At 65.7% G+C, this 17644-nt stretch carries 12 protein-coding genes and 2 pseudogenes; 7 read left to right on the top strand and 7 right to left on the bottom strand.

The window, feature by feature from the left end; genetic code table 11:
• Positions 1-299 (top strand): annotated as a pseudogene (locus tag D7V97_RS44450) (hypothetical protein); the annotation flags it as partial.
• Positions 296-1063 (top strand): IS21-like element helper ATPase IstB, encoded by a 768-nt coding sequence (gene istB / locus D7V97_RS00715; protein ID WP_120608627.1) that lies wholly within the window; start codon positions 296-298, stop codon positions 1061-1063. The pseudogene D7V97_RS44450 and the gene istB, both read left to right, overlap by 4 nt.
• A 601-nt stretch (positions 1064-1664) precedes the next feature.
• On the opposite strand, the gene D7V97_RS00705 is transcribed toward istB, so the two are convergent.
• Both D7V97_RS00705 and D7V97_RS00695 read right to left on the bottom strand, forming a co-directional pair.
• Positions 1665-7130, bottom strand: a complete 5466-nt coding sequence (locus D7V97_RS00705; RefSeq protein ID WP_120608626.1) for a hypothetical protein — start codon at positions 7128-7130, stop codon at positions 1665-1667.
• A 1273-nt stretch (positions 7131-8403) separates the two neighbouring features.
• A complete protein-coding gene (locus tag D7V97_RS00695) occupies positions 8404-8922 on the bottom strand; it encodes a hypothetical protein (RefSeq protein WP_147444624.1) in 519 nt (172 codons plus the stop codon).
• Between the two features lie 399 nt (positions 8923-9321).
• Here D7V97_RS00695 and D7V97_RS00690 point away from each other — a divergent pair.
• Positions 9322-9552 (top strand): annotated as a pseudogene (locus D7V97_RS00690) (sigma-54-dependent Fis family transcriptional regulator); the annotation flags it as partial.
• An 80-nt stretch (positions 9553-9632) separates the two neighbouring features.
• On the opposite strand, the gene D7V97_RS00685 reads toward D7V97_RS00690, so the two are convergent.
• The 3 genes from D7V97_RS00685 to D7V97_RS00675 all read right to left on the bottom strand — a co-directional run bounded on the left by D7V97_RS00685 (position 9633) and on the right by D7V97_RS00675 (position 11966).
• On the bottom strand, positions 9633-10103 hold the full coding sequence (locus D7V97_RS00685; protein WP_120608623.1) for an NUDIX hydrolase: 471 nt from the start codon (positions 10101-10103) through the stop codon (positions 9633-9635).
• Positions 10100-11302 carry a DUF2380 domain-containing protein gene (locus tag D7V97_RS00680; protein WP_368668856.1) on the bottom strand — a complete coding sequence of 401 codons (1203 nt, stop codon included), beginning with the start codon at positions 11300-11302 and terminating at the stop codon, positions 10100-10102. Before D7V97_RS00680 ends, D7V97_RS00685 begins: the two co-directional genes overlap by 4 nt.
• A 319-nt stretch (positions 11303-11621) precedes the next feature.
• On the bottom strand, positions 11622-11966 hold the full coding sequence (locus D7V97_RS00675) for a hypothetical protein (protein WP_120608621.1): 345 nt from the start codon (positions 11964-11966) through the stop codon (positions 11622-11624).
• 171 nt (positions 11967-12137) lie between these two features.
• Between D7V97_RS00675 and D7V97_RS00670 the strand changes: the two genes are divergently transcribed.
• Both D7V97_RS00670 and D7V97_RS00665 read left to right on the top strand, forming a co-directional pair.
• Positions 12138-12938 carry a hypothetical protein gene (locus D7V97_RS00670; RefSeq protein ID WP_120608620.1) on the top strand — a complete coding sequence of 267 codons (801 nt, stop codon included), beginning with the start codon at positions 12138-12140 and terminating at the stop codon, positions 12936-12938.
• Between the two features lie 168 nt (positions 12939-13106).
• The gene (locus D7V97_RS00665; RefSeq protein WP_120608619.1) at positions 13107-13925 is read left to right on the top strand and encodes an SDR family NAD(P)-dependent oxidoreductase; all 819 of its coding nucleotides are present in this window, start codon (positions 13107-13109) and stop codon (positions 13923-13925) included.
• Positions 13926-13957: 32 nt separating this feature from the next.
• Here D7V97_RS00665 and D7V97_RS00660 read toward each other — a convergent pair whose 3' ends face one another.
• Positions 13958-14881, bottom strand: a complete 924-nt coding sequence (locus D7V97_RS00660; RefSeq protein ID WP_120608618.1) for an aldo/keto reductase — start codon at positions 14879-14881, stop codon at positions 13958-13960.
• 151 nt (positions 14882-15032) lie between these two features.
• On the opposite strand from D7V97_RS00660, the gene D7V97_RS00655 reads away from it, so the two are divergent.
• Both D7V97_RS00655 and D7V97_RS00650 read left to right on the top strand, forming a co-directional pair.
• Positions 15033-15917 carry an AraC family transcriptional regulator gene (locus D7V97_RS00655; RefSeq protein WP_120608617.1) on the top strand — a complete coding sequence of 295 codons (885 nt, stop codon included), beginning with the start codon at positions 15033-15035 and terminating at the stop codon, positions 15915-15917.
• The gene (locus D7V97_RS00650) at positions 15892-16542 is read left to right on the top strand and encodes a dihydrofolate reductase family protein (RefSeq protein ID WP_158623235.1); all 651 of its coding nucleotides are present in this window, start codon (positions 15892-15894) and stop codon (positions 16540-16542) included. The genes D7V97_RS00655 and D7V97_RS00650 overlap by 26 nt, the downstream gene beginning before the upstream one ends.
• Positions 16543-16550: 8 nt before the next feature.
• Here the strand turns inward: D7V97_RS00650 and D7V97_RS00645 are convergent, their stop codons facing one another.
• Positions 16551-17576 (bottom strand): aldo/keto reductase, encoded by a 1026-nt coding sequence (locus D7V97_RS00645; RefSeq protein WP_120608615.1) that lies wholly within the window; start codon positions 17574-17576, stop codon positions 16551-16553.
• Positions 17577-17644 lie beyond the last annotated feature (68 nt).

The raw sequence follows: 17644 nt of genomic DNA, 5'->3' as shown, positions 1-17644 counted from the left end.
TGCGTGCCGTCTTCGACTCCGACGACGTGCTGTCGCAGCTGCGCGCGGTGCAGGCCATCGTCACCCACCTGGAAGGCTTCCCGCCCGAGCGCGCCCAGGCCGCCGCCCGCAGGGCCCACTACTACGGGGCGTACACCTACCGGGCCATCAAGAATCTGCTGCGCCAGGGCCTGGACTTGCAGCCGCTGCCCCTGGCGCTCGCGGCCCCGGCGACGCCCTCGCTTCCTCAGCCGCGCTTCGCACGCAGCGTGGCCGAGCTGCTGCACCCCCCCCGCCGTGCCCCAGGAGTCCGAAATTGAGTCCCACTGACGCGCTCGTCCCCCTGCTCAAGAAGCTGCGCCTGTCCGGTGTCCTCCAGTCGCTGCAACTGCGCACCCAGCAGGCGGTGGACGACAACCTCTCCCATTCCGAGTTTCTCTACCGACTGCTGGGCGACGAGGCGGAGCGACGCGACTCCAAGCAGCTGTCCCAGCGCGTGCGCCGCGCCGCCTTCGAGCACGCCAGGACGCTCGAGGACTTCGACTTCCACTTCAACCCCAGCGTCCCCAAGGCCAAGGTGCTGGAGCTGGGCACGTGCGGCTTCCTGGAGCGCCACGACAACATCCTCATCGTCGGCCCCACGGGCGTCGGCAAGTCCCACCTGGCCCAGGCCCTCGGCCACCGCGCCTGCCGCGCTGGCTACAGCGCCCTCTACCTGGGCGCCCACGAGCTTCTCCAGCAACTGCGCGCCGCCCGGGGCGACGGCAGCTACGAGAAGCGCCTCTTGCGCTTCACCTCGCCCGAGCTGCTCATCATCGATGACCTCGACCTGCGTGGCCTCACGCAGGATGAGCCCGCGGACCTCTACGAAGTCGTCCGCCAACGCTACGAGCGCAGAAGCACCGTCATCACCTCCAACCGCGCCATTGAGGAGTGGCCGCCCCTCTTCGGCGACCCGCTGATGGCCAGCGCCGCCATGGACCGGCTCCTCCACCACTCCCACGTCCTCGTCATCGAAGGCGACAGCTTCCGCAACCCGCCCCCCACCCGGCGCCGGAAGTCCTCCTCCGCAGAGGCTCGGTAGTCACCGGAAGCGATCCGCTTGGCCGACCCCACCTCGCCATCGCCGCGAACTCGAACTGCGGCTGCCTGACGAACTCGTCACCCCGATCCGCTTGGCCGACCCTCCTGCGGTCCATGACCCCGGCCGTTGACACCTTGGGGGGCCTCCTTCACCGCCCAGGGCATGTCGCAAGGCCCTTCTGGCCCACCACCTACCCACGCCCTCATCCGCAACAGGACTCCCATCCGGCCTATACTCCTGGGGGCGGTGGCAATTCCACGAGGTGCACCTCCTCGTCCAGCGACACGCAAACGCCATCCGGGACGAGCGCAGCTTTGCAGGCCGCGTGGGCAGTCCCAGGTGCTTCAAAATGGCGCGCACCTCACCGGGGTCCGTCAGGTACGCCAAGCACCCCAAGCCTGCCTCCACACCGAGTACAGGCGAAGATGTCCAACGCGAACGTCTTCAGCAGCCAGGCCCAATCCAGTCGCGGCGCCCGCTCCTTCATGGGTTCCGCGTTCGCCGCTGCTTCTGGCGCCAGGCTCGCCTCCTGCTCCTTCGACTCTGCCCCCGTTTGGTCATCCGCATGGCGGTCCGCAGTGAAGACCGCTCCCCGCGCTCGTCATGCAATGGTGCCCGTTGGCACGGAAGGGATGTCCAGCCCGGGCAGCTTGATTCTACCCGTCTCCGGCGGATCCTCGACGATCTGCGGGCTCTCAAGCAGCTCCTTGAGGGCGTCTCTCGACTCCTTCAGTTCGGCCGCCGAGAGCGTCTTGAAGTCGGGAACGAGCTCAAGCAGGGCGTCGATCTGCTCCTCGCGCTTCCGGGCTGCAAGAGCCGCGGGGGACTCGTCACTCTCCAGGCCGATCACGAGAGAGGCAAACAATCCTCCGGGGAGCTTGGAAAGGAGGAGGTCCAATCCGATCTCGGCCGCCACGGTTCCTACCTGTCTGACGGATGACCCCGCCGTGAACAGGTACATCGCGCCGGCCGCGACGACTGCCACGACGAGCGAGCCCTCGACCGTCACGCAGCCGCGTGTGCCCGTGGCGCGCACGCCTCGTCTGAGGGTCACCAACTGCTTGAAGGCCGCTTCCCAAGCCGAGAAATCCGCGAAGAGTCGCTTGCCCTGCGGCAACCGGATGTCGAACGCATGGAGACCTTTGTCAAACAGGGCCTTCGTGAAGCGCGCCTTCTCGCCGGCGAACGCGTTCGAGACCACCAGCTTCACCTTCTTCGCGTCGAGCGCCTTCAGCGCCATGTCGGCCTGCGCCTTGTTGGGCCAGTCCTTCTCGAGGAAGACCCGCATCTGCTGCTCGCTGCCCTTGAACTGGGGGCCGGTCAGGGCATCCGCGCCGCTGATGCCCCGAAACTGAGCCTTGTTGTCGATCACCCACAATTCACCCGTCACCGGGTCGAGCGAGATCAGGTCGATACCGGGTCCAGAGATGTGCTTTCTCCAGTCAGTGAAGACGATGTGCCCCTCTTCTTTCAGGACTCTCACCGCGAGCCGCTCCCCAACCAGCCCCACGAGCTGATTGGACGACCATGCACGCCTCGCGAAGGAGTCGCCGACGTTCTGGAGCTCCGCGTTGCCACCGACCTCGAGCGTTCGCGTGGTCCCATCGGCGTCGCTCTCCGTGGCGGACACCCGACTGCCCCGCTGAGCCAGCCCCACGGCAGACTGGATGGGGGAGAGGTCCTGCTGCTTGCGCTGCTGGGCCGCCTGCTGGTTCTGCGCGTCGCCGCCGTCGATCTGCTTCTGAATGTGGTCCTTGACCAGCTTGCCGTACTCGTCCTGGTTGATGGCGCCGCCATCCTTCGCCGTCTTCAACGACTCCATGATCTTGTCGGAGTGCTGGGTGTTGTGCTCCTGCATCACCATGCTCTTCGCCATTTCGGCGAAGGCCTTTGCGTTCTCCTGGTTCGAGAGATAGGTGCGCAACACGTTCTGCTGTGTCGCATCCAGGCCGGTGATGTCCTTGAAGATGCCAGCTTTCCCGAGCAACTCCGTGAGACCGGTCAGGCCGGCCGCTGGCGCTGGCAGCGGCGGCGCATTCTGGATGTTGATCAGCGGCGGAGCGAACTCCTTGAACACCGCTTTCCAGTCCGTGATTGTCGGGACAGGCGTCGTGACCGGCTGGATCGGCGTTGGCTCATCCGTCTGGAACCTGGTCCAGTCCTGCGAGGAGTTCTCCTTCACCCGCTCGCACGCATCGCAGGCCCCCTGCACCGCTTCCAGGAACACGCCTTTTGACGGCACACTGACGCGGTACGGCGGGAACGGCGTGGAGGGCTTGTAGTGGTCGAGCAGCGAGACGTTCTCTGTTTCGCCTTGCTGGTTCTCCTCCGTGATGAACGACCGGCTCACCTTGTATCCAGCCGCGACGGGAAACACGAGCGAGTTTCCGGTGATGGTCAACAGCTCGTTCTTCACCACTGACGCGAGGCTGCGCATCGCCGTCGGAACGCCGAAGTCGTTGTACACCTGAATACTGAATCCATCCAGGAGCATGTACCGGCGATCCGGATCGAGGTTGTACCAGAGCGTCTTATTGTAGTGCTCCAGGTTGCTGTTCAGATGCTCGATCAGCTTGAGGACGAGGTAGTCATCCTCCTTGCGCGGATTGCGCTGCTCGTCCGAGTTCATCGGCGTGGGGATGGGAGGGTTGCTCAACCCATTGTTATCGAACAGATCGTCCCCGATGTACTTGTTGAGGATGTAGCCTTCGTAGTGCTTGGTGGTGTAGGTGATGCTCACGTTCTCGACGCTGAGCGTGATGAAGGCCCAGAACTCATCCGCGTGGGGGACCACCTTGATGTAGTTGATTCGGATGCTCTCCAGATCCTTGTGGTTCCTTGCCAGGGATGTGCTCGCTCGGAGCGAGAGCCGCATCAGGTAGGAGCCACCGTGATACTTCGCGGTCGGGGTGAGGTCGAGCGAGGAGAAAGGCACGATCGTAATCGTGTTTGTCAGCAGGGCTTCGAGCACCTTCGGGGCAATCTCGTCGTTGAAGGTGCTGTCCCACTGCGAGATGGTCTTGTGCGCGAAATAGTTTTCCAGGAACGCGTTGACGTCTGAGAAACCGCAGAGAAACGCTATGGCCGTCCAGAGCCTCTCATCGTGGTTGCCCTCGAAGAAGTTATCGAATTTGACGACTTCGATCACATCTGCCGGCCGGGCCTCTTGGAAGTTGTCGTAGATGATGATGCGCTGGTCGGTGAACTTCACCCTCTCCTCCCACTTCGTCGACACGTCCCTCTTGCCGATGACGACATCAACGATGTGGCCGAAAATGCCTCCGCCGTTTCTGTTATGAGTCTCTTCTCGCTTGACGACTGGGAAGGAGAGGATCCTGTCGAACACCGTCTTGGGACGCGGTATGTGGACCCGGATCGTCAGGTAGCCACCCACCGAGGTGATGGGCTCCGCGCAGTAGGCGCCTGCCGGAAAGTCTACGTGGGCGTAGTTGGTCTTCTTCCGCTCGTTGGCATCGAACGCCGGAATCAGCGGATGCCCGGTCCGATACCGGAGGAACGGGAACGGCTGCAGGTAGGTGTTCGAGGACATCGGCAGCAGGTTGCGCGCGAGGACGTCCGACCACTTGTAGATGTTCTCCGTCGTGAAGTTCGTCATCAACAACGGCACGAAGATGCACTCCTCGACGTTGACCAGCTCTTGGAAGATGGCGAAGTGTCGCAACACCTCGAAGTACATCATGGTGAGCGCGTGGCAATGGTTGTGGTTCGCCACCACGTCCGTCGTAACCGAGTACTGCTGTCCCTGCGTCACCGCAGTGACGACGGACGCATTCAGCTGCCGATAGCTCTCGGCGTTCTGCATGATGGATTGGCGCAGCCTCTCACCGAAGAACATCGACGTGTCCCTGGCGCTGCTCTGGGCTGCGGAGGCGCTGGAACTCGAGCTTCCTCCGGCGACGCCGAGGGTGCCCCCAATCATGCCGCCATAGCTGGCGGCGAGACCCAGGCCGGCGCTGACGCCGCTGGTGTTCGCCGAGCTGCTGCCGCGCATCGCCTCGTTGATGTTCCCCGCGAGCTGGTTGGTGATGGTCCGCTCGTTCATCAGGCTGGCCGCCAGGCTCTCTCCCTGGGCGATGTTCTGCGACTCGGCCGCCCGCAGCGAATACGCCGAATCCATGACGACGATCTGCTTCTTCTGTCCGGGGGCGAGCGCGAGGGAGTAGAGCAGGTCCCCCAGGGAGTAGCCGTCGGCCCTGAACTCGGCCTTGTAGTGCAGGACGTGACCGGTGGCGACCGTCACTGACTGATAGAGCGACAGGTTCTCCCGGGCGTCGGGGGCGTCCTGCCAGCGAATCGGATTGTCGAGGTCGACTGGCGCCCGGGTGATGCGCTTCTGCTCTCCCTTCAGCTCGAAGCTCCCGTTGGGTTGCTTCACCAGGGTGTAGTTGACGACGTCTGGATCCGAGGTGCGAACGATACCCCGGTAGCAGAATTCGCTCAGCGTCCGGTTCGGGGTGGAGAGGTTGACGCACGAGCCCCCGATGTCCTGCGTGTACGCCGACGAATTGACCAGGTCGGCCTGCGCGGGCAGGCGTGGCGCCTTCTTCGGGGCATCACACTCGCGATCGTCGGAAGCGTCCGGCTCGTCGCACTTGGGCGCCGTGACCAGCAGATAGAGAAAGTCGTCGGAGATTGTCGCCCTGGGGTTGCCCTCCCTGATGATGGGGATGTCGGCGGGAGTGTCGGGCGAGAGCGAGACGAGCGCCTGGGCCTCCGTGTACTCGCCATATGGGTAGGGCATCGAGAATCTTCCCGACGCATCCGTCTCCGCCGCGGCGACCACGCGCCAGAGCTTGTCCCCGTCCCTCTTCGCCTGGATGACTACAGTGAGGTCCTTGAGCGGACACTGCTTCGTGAGCTCTACCACCTGACCGCGGAGCCGCTTGCTCGTGTCCGTTGCCCCGGCGGTGGCTCCGGGCTTCAGCGTCGTCGGACGAGCCTGCGACACCTCGATCAGCACATCCTTGAGGGCGGGGTCATTCGGATCGAATTCTCTGACCCAGAGCTCGGTGCCGTCGAAGGCCTTCACGCTGACCGTGACGGTTCCAACGACACTCGCCGGAATGAGCACGCCCGGTCCGGAGAACCTGAAGGACGTCCCGTTTTCGCTGACCGTGGCGCTCTGGGCCTTCCAGTCGTAGTGCACGGTTCGGGGTACCGGGGCACCGGCCGGTCCGCTCTGCACGTACGCAAGCGACAAATCATAGAAGAACAGGTCGTTGTCGGCGATCTCCGACCCGTCCGGCGTGTTCACCCGGAACACGCCCGCGACCACCACACTCTTGATCTCCGGCACGACAATGGGGAAGTCGAGCCAGCTGCTGAAGTTCCTAGCGACGAAACGCACAAGCTCTTCGGGGTTTAAGATGTCGTGCGCTTGGATGATCCGGTCGAGGATCGCCAGGAGGCTTTCGGTGAACTCCACGGGTGATCTGGGATCGATGTCCGCTTCGTCCACGAACTCCTGAATGACTGTCAACAACAGCCAATCGTCATTGCGTTCGGCGAGCTTCTTGAATACCAAAAGACTGCTCTCGACCGCCTGCTGGTTCACCAGAAAAACGTTCTTGTCCAGGAACGCAGCCACGGCTGCCATGTCTGGCGGGGTGGGAGTGCGAGTGAACCTCAATCCCGCATTGGCGGTGCCGAGCAGGTGGCGCAGGTTCTTGATCAAGTAGATCGCGTTGAGCGTGTGCTCGCCGACCGACACGCCAGACGACGTGAGGTGAACCGGGATCGCGATTGAAAGGTCGTTGATGCTCGTGGCCTCGAGCGCCGCGCTCGTGTACGTGAGAAAAGAGCGAAGGGTGTCCGCGTCCGTGCCGACCAGTGTGCTGGTCGCTGCCGAGATGCGATAGCGCTCCTCGTTCAGCGCGAGCTCGACCTCCGCGCGTTCCCATGACGCGATCCTTCTGGAGACCGACACGTCCGCGTCCTGCATGCGGACGTAGGCAAAGACCGGAAAACGGGCCGTGAGCGTGATGCGAGCAAACGGAGACTCCGAGACATCACCCTGATACTTGAAGGTGTCGCGCAGCGTGAGCACGTCTTGGCCTCCTTGAGGATGGATGCATCAGGTGTCTTGACGTTTGTTTGTACAGGTGCCGTGCCGCTGAGCGAGTGACAGCACATGGGACATCCGTGCTCGCGTGTGGGGCCGTAGGCGGTGGTTGGCGCATAGTGGATCGCTGTGTCTCGGCGGTCGAACCCCCCGGCGGTCGCTGATGGCTGTCCACCACCTGATTCCGCATCATGGGCCGCGCAGCGGAGGGAGCCCTTCCAAACCGGCCAACGTGGGGCCATGGATAGGGGCCTGAACAGCACGGCCCGCGAGCGGAGCACCCGGCGCATAGATAGAAGGAGGAACAGGGGCCCTGTTGCGACGTGAGGCGCGAGTAGGCATGGGGCGCTGAGGGGCCAGGAGGGTCCTCCACGGCTGTGCTCCCCGCCTCTCACTGCCCCTCTGAGCAGGTGAAGAGGCACCCACTGCAGGGGCGGCAACTGTGGGCAGCTGCGGGAGGCGTGAGCGCGCTCCGAGGCTGGACTGGGCCGGGTTGCTGCGCAGGACGTTCGCAGTGGAGGTCTTCTCGTGCCCAAGGTGTGCAGGCCAGCGGCGGGTGCTGGCATACCTGACACAGGGCTCCGTCATCCGGCGCATTCCCCGTCACCTTCAGCTGCCCGAGCAGCCGCCGCGCCCGGCTCCGGCGCTGGGGCCAGCGCAGCAGGCGCTCTGGGAGTAACTCTCAGCTGAGGATCGCATCGTCTCGCGCAGCTCGCGGCAACCGCTCGCCCGCGCAAGGCAGTGGTGCGCCTGGAGCGCGACGTGCAGGCCTCCTTGGGGGGCCTCCTTCACCGCCCAGGGCATGTCGCAAGGCCCTCCTGGCCCACCACCTACCCACGCCCTCGTCCGCAACAGGACTCCCATCCGGCCTATACTCAATAGGCGATTGTACCTCTCCTTGAGTACGGAATAGGGTCTCCTCGTCCCTTCCCGGAGGACATGTGAGCCGAATCAAAGACCTGTTGGACGAGCAATGGAGTCAGCATAAATGCCCTGAGTGTAGTGCCGTTCTTGAGAAAGTCGGTGATGGGCTTGGCTATGAGTGCCCAAAATGTGAAAACAGCTACGATCGTATTGCGGGATGCGGGCACCCTTCGAATGGCGAGATGTCCGTATGCCAGGACTGCTTCAATGCCAAGGTGAAATCAGGCAACACCTGACAGCCTTGATGGTGGACAGCCCTTGTCTCAGCGCATTGGTTGGTTCGCCTGCCGAGCAGGTACTGCATCATGTGCCTGCTCGTCCCGCGCAGCAGTCCTCAGATCACGAGATTACGGATCGATTTCCCCGGGTCCTGTTCCGCCCCACCGGTTGGCTTTTCACCCCTGCGCGCCCGGCATCTCTTGTTCATCGACTCGGGTTGATTCTTGGGCGTGCGTGACCGCGTGCTGCACTTCTGTGGCGCGCCCGCAGCGAGTAGGGCCTCGATGCTCGCCACCGTGATCATCACAGCCCTCCCGACCTTCGAAGCCCGAGCTAACCGACGCTGCTCCAAGAGCTTGAAGATCTGCGACCGCTTGCAGCCGAACATCGCCATCGCGCTCTCCATAGGCACGGCCAAAGCATTCTGGGCGGAATCTCGGACTCGAATGGCCCGGACCTCGCGCTTGATCTCGGCCAACTCCTGGAAGATGGCGACTTCCACCGGCGCGGGCCCGTGATCTTCAATGCGCACGGCAGCACGAAAGATCGGAATTGGAATAGGAACGAAGTCAGATGGTGGCTCCGGCGAAGCAAGCAAGGAGCATGAACGGCTGTAGTTGAAGTTCTCGATCATGGTCTGTACTCGACCGGCCTCAATCGGAGCCGGTGATGGTGTCGAAGGTAAGGGTCGAGCAGATGGCCCAACAGCCACGGCGGTGGCGCACGGCGCTCGTGACGGCCGGTGACGACCCGGTTCGGTCGGACCAGAGGGAGGAGGCAGATCCTTCTCTTTTCTGCTTGGCCCCGGCACGAGGGCCACCCCAGGCCGAGTGGTGTTGAGGCTCAAGAGGCGCCAAGAGGTCCAGGCCCCTGCTACGCACCTGATGGGAGCGCGGTCTGGGCAGGCGTGTACCCGAAGGGGGATCAAGCGGCCTGTCCACCGGACGGGAGCAGGCCCACGATTCATGCTGCTACGGTGATCATGGTGGTAGGCGCTTGCCGCCACTGCGCACCGGGCTGGCCCCACGGACTCAACCTCAAGGCGGCGGCGGATGCGCTCGGGATTCCGCGGCCGTCTGTCTATGACCTCATCGACAAGAGCCCGAACCTGCGCACCGCGGGCGATCTGGGCGCGGACGAAATCACCCGCAGCTTCGAGTCATGCGGCGGCGACCTGGACGCGATGGTGCGCGAACTGGAGGTGTCGAAGCGGGCATTGGGACGACGGTTGAAGGAACTGGGCCTGGTGGCGAAGGGGACGTGAGCGAGAGTTCGGTTCGATGGCCATCCGAGATGTGATGAACGGAGCACGGGATGTCCGCGCTCGCGGACTACCTCGGGCGGTCAGGCTTCTTCGTCGGGGAGGAGCGTCCGGAGAAGCTCGTCGTCAGGACCGAGCGGACGCCAGCCCGAAGGGGGGGGATTGGCGCGAAGTGCCTCCCTGGCCAGTCGAACCCTCTCCTTATGGGTTTCTGGGACGATGCCGGACCAAAGGCCAAGTGCCTTGGCGACCTTGAAGCGGTTGTCGTCATCCAACACGGCTGGCCAACCATCAGGGAGGCTCCCCCATAGCTCGCGCACGAGTTGTCCACGCACCAGGCGGGTCACTCGCTTGCTTCGCACCGCTTCGGCTACCAATCCGTCGTACACCTGAACTCCGGCAACGTCGTCCGGACCCAGCTCCTCGGCCAGTGCCACCAACGATGCGGTGGGACGGGCCTCGGCAAAAGCCGTAAGTGAGTCGTAGCCCTGCTCACGGACGCGCTTATACAAGCGGGCCTTCCAGTTCCCCCGCCATGAACGTCCGTCGGTCATCGGCTCCTCCCGTTCGTGAACGTGATCGGGACTCTGTAGAACTTCATACGCTCCCCGACGATGTCCAGGACCTGATTCCGCGTCAACATCCGTCCGGCTTCAACCTCGGCATCCAGCAGGGTCTCCATGATCATCCGGTTCCACTCTCCGGGCCACGTGCGCCCCAACTTCCAGTTCCCCCCTCCGTGAATCGCCTCGTGGTGGGCCTGCTCCAGCCTCACGCAGAACTGATCGATGTCCATGTCGCCCTTGAAGCCGCGCTGCTCGAACCACTCGCGGTGCTCTTGCGGCAGCACGTGGTGCCTGGGCGCGTCGGACATTCCAGCCCCCGCTCTGCCGGTTTCGTGCATGCCGCGCACTTCGGGACTGTCCCCCAGCGCGTCGCGCACGCCCTTGGGTAAGTCCTGATGCGCTTGAGCCATCATGACCTGTCCGCCATGGATGCGGACGGCCGCGCTGACGGCAGGAACGGAGATGACGCCCGCCTGCACGAGCCTTCGCATCGTCTCCACCCATTCCGCGGAGACCACCATCCGCGAGCCCACCATGACTCCACCCGAACTCATGACGAGCCCCACGCCCAGTGTCGCGGGGGCCGCGGGCGGCACGCGTGGCAGGGACATCTTCAGCGTGGAAATCATCGTGACCATCTCCACCGCCTGCATCGCCGCGATGACCTGCCCGCCAAACTTCAGGGTCTCGCGGGTCTCCCGCTGGAGCGTGTCGAACTCACGCGTCAGCTTCCCCATCAGCTCGGGCATCGCGGTCGTCGCCGCCTCCACCCGCTCCGGGTCCAGTGAAGCGAGGTCCATCAGCGTGGGCTCCATCATTCCCTGTACCCGATGAAGGTCGGTGAAGAGCTTCTCGACGCTGCACATCGGGCAATTGCGAAGCACGGCGTCCGCGAGGTGCAGGAAGTCCACCCAGGTGGTCAGCAGGAGGGTCCCAAATTGGGCCGCCTGGAGTTTCGGCCCCGTCATGCGAAGCAGGCCCAACTCCATGTCCGTGTCGCCGACTTCCGAGGCCGCCTCCGTCAACACGGTGGCGCTCCCAAGCGCGCCCTGAAGCCACGTCACCTGCTTGGAACCCAGGTCGAGGTAGCGCGTGAAGACGCCGGTGAGGCTCCAGCCCCAGGGGTCTGGAGGACGGGCCGCCAGTTGGGTGAACGCGGCCTCGACGCCGCGCAGGGAGCCCTTCACTTCGTCCGTGGCGTCAAGGACTGCCTGCCGCGTCGATGCAGCGCTCCGGGCCCCGCCCCCAGCGGCTGCCTCCCTGCTGGCGTCTCCCACGGCTGTCATGTCTTCACGCGCCCCCTGGCGACGCAACAGCCGTTGCTCAGGCCCCGAGAGGACGGGTGGGAGAGCGTTCCCGGCGCGCGGGGGCTCATCGTTCGGAGCCTCCACCCACGCGGGCGAGGAGGTCTCTCGCGGCGTGTAGCTCAAGCTCCGGCCACGCCCAGGCGCCTGCGACCCAGAGGCGCATCCCGTGGCCAGCATCACAACGGCCAGCAACAGGGCGTCAGCGCGCATGGTCCACCCCCAGGCCCACCGAGGCGAAAGCCCCTGGCCGTAGCGTCCCTTCCGACGTGGGGAACAGCAGCGTGCCGCCTGTGTCCAGCGCGTAGAGCTTCCCTCCCAGGAATCGCCAGCGGACCTCGGCGGCCCCCAGGTAGCGCGCCGTGCCGACGCCCGCGCGCGGCAGCAGGGCCCACGTCGTCGCGTCCAGCCGAAGCAGCGAGCGCCACGCATCGTCCAGCGAGCGCTGTTCCTCCTCCACGGGCTGCGCCTCCGGGACCTCCTCCGCCCATGCGGCAACCGGCCACGCCAGCAACAGCCATACCGCCCCACTTCGCGTCACTCGCATGCGTGCCTCTCAGGAATGCCCCCATCACGGGGAGCAAAGGACACACGTCTGACGTTCAGTCCGGCACCCGGGGCTGCGGCACCAGCGGGCCCATGGCCTTAATGCGTTTCACGGCGAGGTGAGATGTGCAAGCCTGGGAGGGGCCGGAAGACCGTGGCGAAGGCAGGATGCATGAGCTCAATTGACGAAGCGACTGTCGCGGTGTCCGCCTCGGACGTGCTGGGCTTGACGCGCCGGGGCCACCTCGGCGCGATGATGTCTGGCTTTCTGCTCTATGCCCTTCTCGGAGAGGCACGGGCCGCGCCGCCCTCCCGGCGACTTTCGCCGGGCCGCTGGGTGGAGCGGCAGCAGGAAATCGCCCGGACACTCGCGTCCGGCCAGCTCCGTCCAGAGGGCTGGTGCACCGAGGTGGAACGGCTGGCCGCCGAAGTCGATGTCGCGGAACTGATGGCCGAGGTGCGGCGGTCCCGACTCAAGGCGGGGCTCGGTGGCGGGCCCCATGATCCCCAGAAGCGCTCGGTCGTGTTTCTGGATGAATCGAATGCGCCACGCCGCCTGAGCTACGCCACGGCCCTGTTCGAGTTCCAGCCCCACAACGTCATCACGCCGCATGGACACAAGAACATGGTCTCCGCGCACATGGTCGTCGAAGGCCGTTTCCGCATCCGCAACTTCGATCGCGTGCGGGAGGAGGAGGGAGCGATGGTCATCCGTCCCACCCGAGATCGTCTCGCGGCCACGGGTGAGGTCTCGACCATGTGCTCGCAGCGCGACAACATCCACTGGTTCGTTCCCCAGGGGGGCCCGGCGACGACCTTCGATGTGATCATCTCGGGCCTGGACCCGCAGAAGCCGTCCTATACCCTCGATGCCATCGATCCTCTCGGGGGGCGTCGCCTCTCCAGCGGATTGATCGTCGCGCCCATCATTGGCTTCGAGGAGGCTTCCAGGAAATACACCTCATCGGTGTGAGCTGCCGCTAGCGCAAGCGAGATCCCCCGGCGAAGGTGCCCGAGCCAGGTGCCACGTTGGCAGAGAGGGAAGACACCGTGGAACCGGTGGTGGATGGGCGCATCCGCGGCGCCGCGGGGTCGGCATAGAGTCACGGCCATCGCAGGAACCCCACCCAGGAGTCACACCATGAAGCTGATGTCGAGCAGTGCCATCGTGACGGGAGCAGGACAGGGCATCGGACTGGGAATCGCCGCGCGCCTCATGCGGGACGGCGCCAACGTCCTGCTGTTCGGGCGGACGCCGGAGAAGCTGGAGGCGGCCGCCGCGGAGCTCAACCGGACGGCGGAGGGGCGCACCCGGGCCGTGCCCTTCGCGGGAGACGTGGTTCGCGCGGAGGACGTGGCGCGGGCGCTCGACGTCGCCACGCGCGAGTTCGGCCTCCCGGGCATCCTGGTGAACAACGCCGGAACGGCCACCATCCGCACGCTGCTCGACTTGCCCGAGGCGGAGTTTGATCAGGTCCTGTCCATCAACCTCAAGGGGCCCTTCCTGTTCACCCAGGCTCTCGCGAAGGCGCTCGTCGCCGCGAAGCAGCCGGGCTCCATCGTCAACATCTCCTCGCTGAACCAGACGGCGGTGACGGACGGGCTGTCCCACTACTGCGCCTCCAAGGCGGGGCTCGCGAACTTCTCGAAGGCCGCGGCTTCGGAGTTGGGGCGTTACGGCATCCGGGTGAATGTCGTGGCCCCGGGCGCCATCCGCACTCCCCTGGCCGAGGGGGCCGGCCTGGGGAAGGGAGCCATGGCGCAGGGCTTCCTCTCCCACACGCCGCTCGGGAAGTCGTGGGGCGAGCCCGATGACGTGGCGAAGGTGGTGTCGTTCCTCTGCAGCGACCTCGCGTCCTGGATTACCGGAGACACCATCGCCGTGGACGGCGGCAATCACATCCGCGGACTGCACAGCTACGCGGACGCGCTGGGCCTCACCCGGCCCGTGGACGGGTAGGGGCCGGGACTGCAGGCCTTCCCATCCTCCGCTCAGGCCGCGCGCGTCGGGTCGCCGGCGTTCCACGCCACGCCGTCACCGCGGTCCAGCGTCTCGATGGCGGCCATGTCGGCGGCGTCGAGAGCGAAGGAGAACAGGTCGGCGTTTTGCCGCATGCGCTGGGGTTGGGTGCTCTTGGGCAGCACCGGGTAACCCTTCTGGATGCCCCAGCGCAGCAGCACCTGCGCCTCGCTCACCCCGTACCGGGCGGCCATCGCCTTGAACGGGGAGTCGACGCGCTGGCCGTCCGCCCGCATCTGCTCGGTCTTCGAGCTGTTGTGCCCGGGGGCCACCCGCCACGTCGAGAGCGGCACCAGGCTGCTGTAGGCGATGGCGGTGATGCCGCGCCGGTTGAGTTCCCGCACCAGCGCGGGCTTCTGCGACCACGGGTGGAGCTCGATCTGGTTGGCCTCGGGCATCGGCAGGCCGGCGGCTTCGAGCTCCTCGAGGTGCGAGACGCTGAAGTTGCTCACTCCGATAGCGCGTGCCTTTCCCTGTGCCTTGAGCTCGACCAGGCCACGCCACTGGGCAAGCCGCTGCGCGCGGTCGAAGGGCGCGTGGATGAGGTAGAGGTCGACGAAGTCGAGCTGCAGCCGCGCGAGGCTCTCGTGGAGCGAAGTGATGGTCGTGGCTGTCGTCTTCGGCGTCTGGCCCCACGCCGCGTTGCCCGGCCACAGCTTGGTGGTGATGAACAGCTCGCGCCGGGTCACCTCGCCAGCCGCGATGGCCTGCCGCAGCGCCTCGCCGACGCCACGCTCGTTCTGATAGACCTCCGCGGTGTCGATGTGCCGGTAGCCGGCGCGGAGGGCTTCGCGGACGGCGCTGGCCGCCTCCGCGTTGGGGATGAGGTAGGTCCCGAAGCCGAGCAGGGGAATCTCGACGCCTGGGCTGAGGGTGCGGGTGTGACGTTCGGTCATGGTGCGTCTCCGGTGGGGTGTGTACGCAAGGTACGGCGAAGGCCCCGGACGCGCCTGCCCAAGCCTCTGCATGTCGTGCCCAATCCTCTCCAGGGGGAGAGAATCGAGCGTCCGCCCACGGCCCTTGCTACCGTCTTCGTCGGGAACCGGCATGGACCTCGAACGACTCGCGCAGCAAGCCTTCCAGCTCTTTCCGGCGCAGACGGGCGACGGGCCACAGGTGATCCGTCCGCTGCCCGGCCTGCGGCTGCTGCGGCACCACCGCCCCACGGCCTTCGAGGCCTCCATCTACGAGCCGGTCATCTGCCTCATCGTCGCGGGTCGCAAGGAGACGACCTTCGGCGGGCGCACCTTCGGCATGAGCGCGGGCCACTGCCTGCTGATCAGCCACGACCTGCCGGTGCGCTCCCGCATCACCCGCGCGCCTTACCTCTCGATGTTGCTCGACGTCGACCTCGGACTCCTGCGCAGCGTGCATGCCGAGGTGGGAGACGCCGCGCCGCGCGGCGAGGACGCCCGAGCCCTCGAGGTACATCAGGCGGCGCCCCCGCTGGTCGAGGCCCTGCACCGCTTTCTCACCGTCGCCACCTCGCCGGTCGACGCGCGGGTGCTCGGCCCGGCCATCGTGCGCGAGCTCCACTACCGGCTGCTCATGGCGCCCTTCGGCGGCATGCTGCGGGGGCTCATCCGTCACGACAGCCAGGCCAGCGCCATCACCCGCGCCATCGCGCACATCCGCCGCGACTTCCGTGAGCCCATCACCATTCCCGTCCTCGCGCGCGAGGTGGGCATGAGCGCGCCCTCGTTCCACAAGCACTTCAAGGCGGTCACCGCGTCGACGCCGCTGCAATACCAGAAGGAGCTCCGCCTGTTGGAGGCCCGGCGTCTGCTGCGCGCGGGGGAGGCCTCGGTGTCGGCGGCGGCCTTCGGCGTGGGCTATGAGAGCCCTCACCAGTTCAGCCGCGAGTACGCGCGCAAGTTCGGTGTTCCACCGAGCAAGGACCTCGCGCGTGTCCAAGGCGCTGACCCGCGGTGACGACCTCTCTCCTTCCCATGTACGGAAGCAGTACGATGGGAATGGACAGCCCGGGGACACGGTGATGGCGAAACTGATCTACTCGATGATGGCGTCGCTCGACGGTTATGTGAATGACCGCCAAGGAAGGTTCGACTGGGGGCAGGCTCAGGATGTGGATTACCTGGTCCACTCCAACGAGCAGGCGAAGCAGATCGGCACGGAGATCTACGGCCGTCAGATGTACGAGCTGATGGTCTACTGGGAGTCTCAGGATCCCCAGGGCGACGATCCCGATAACGAGTTCGCACGACTGTGGCAGGCCAAGGACAAGCTCGTGGTCTCGAAGTCGCTGCGCGAGGTCCGAAGCAAGCGCACCCAGTTCATCCCGGAGCTGGATGCCGCCGCGTTGAAGCAGCTCAAGCTCAGCGCGGAGAAGGACCTGTGCATCGCCGGCCCGACCCTCGCGTCGTCCTTCCTGGCGCAAGGGCTGGTCGACGAGGTCGCTATCACCTACGCACCGGTCGCTGTCGGTGGTGGCACGCCGCTGTTCAAGAACCTCCCAAGCGACATCAGGTTCCAGCTGCTCGAACAGCGGACGTACAGGAGCGGCGCCGTCTTCGTGCGGTATCGCGTCAATGCCTAGCGGCGCCGCTACCACCGCCCCTGGACGCTCTGCATGAAGTTGTAGGGGTAACCCAGCTCCAGGGCGCTCGCCTCGTCCAGCCGCTTCAACTGCGCGTCGTCCAGCTTCAGCTCGGCGGCCTGGAGGTTGTCCTCGAGCTGCTCCACGGTGCGCGCTCCGAAGATGACGGAGGTGACGGCGCGCTTGCGCAGCAGCCACGCCAGGGACACCTGGGAAGGCGAGGCCTTCAGCTCGGCGGCCACCGCGTCCACGGCCTCCAGGGTCCTCCAGTTCTTGGGGGTGTCGAACCCGGCCAGCCGGTCCTTCCACTTCGCCAGGCGCGAGGAGTCCGGCGGCGGCTGGCCCTTGCGGTACTTGCCCGACAGGAAGCCACCGGCCAGCGGGGACCACGCGAGGATGCCCAGGCCGAACTGCTCACAGACCGGGACGTGCTCGCGCTCCAGCTCGCGCGACACCAGGCTGTACTGGGCCTGCAGCGCCACGAAGCGCGAGAGGTGCTGGGTCTTGCTCGTCCACACGCTGTCCACCAACCGGTAGGCGGCGTAGTTGCTGGCGCCGATGTAGAGCACCTTGCCCTGGCGCACCAGGTCCTCCAGCGCCCGGAGCGTCTCCTCCTCGGGCGTGTCGATGTCCTGCATGTGCACCTGGTACAGGTCGATGCGGTCGGTCTGCAGCCGGCGCAGACTGCCCTCCACCGCGGTGCGGATCTGGTAGCGCGAGGCACCCGTGGCGTTGGGGCCCTTGCCCATGCGGAAGCGGAACTTGGTGGCCAGCACCACGTCGTCGCGTCGCTTCGACTGGGTGAACCACTGGCCCAGCACCTTCTCCGTCAGCCCGTCGTTGCCGTAGACGTTGGCGGTGTCCCAGAAGTTGATGCCCGCCTCCAGCGCGCGGTCCATGATGGCGAAGGACGTCTTCTGGTCGGCCGAAACCCCGTGCATCATCGAGCCCTCGGTGGGCTCGCCGAACGTCATCGTCCCCAGGCACAGGGTCGACACCTTCAGGCCACTGTTCCCCAGCTTGCGGTACTCCATGAACCACCTCCGTGTGGCGGCGTGCGCCGCGAGGCCCTGGGGCTAACCTGCTTGTGCGCCGCTCGCCA

The organism is Corallococcus sp. CA053C (assembly GCF_003611675.1).
Lineage (GTDB): Bacteria > Myxococcota > Myxococcia > Myxococcales > Myxococcaceae > Corallococcus.
This window is presented reverse-complemented; position numbering and strand designations above follow the sequence as displayed.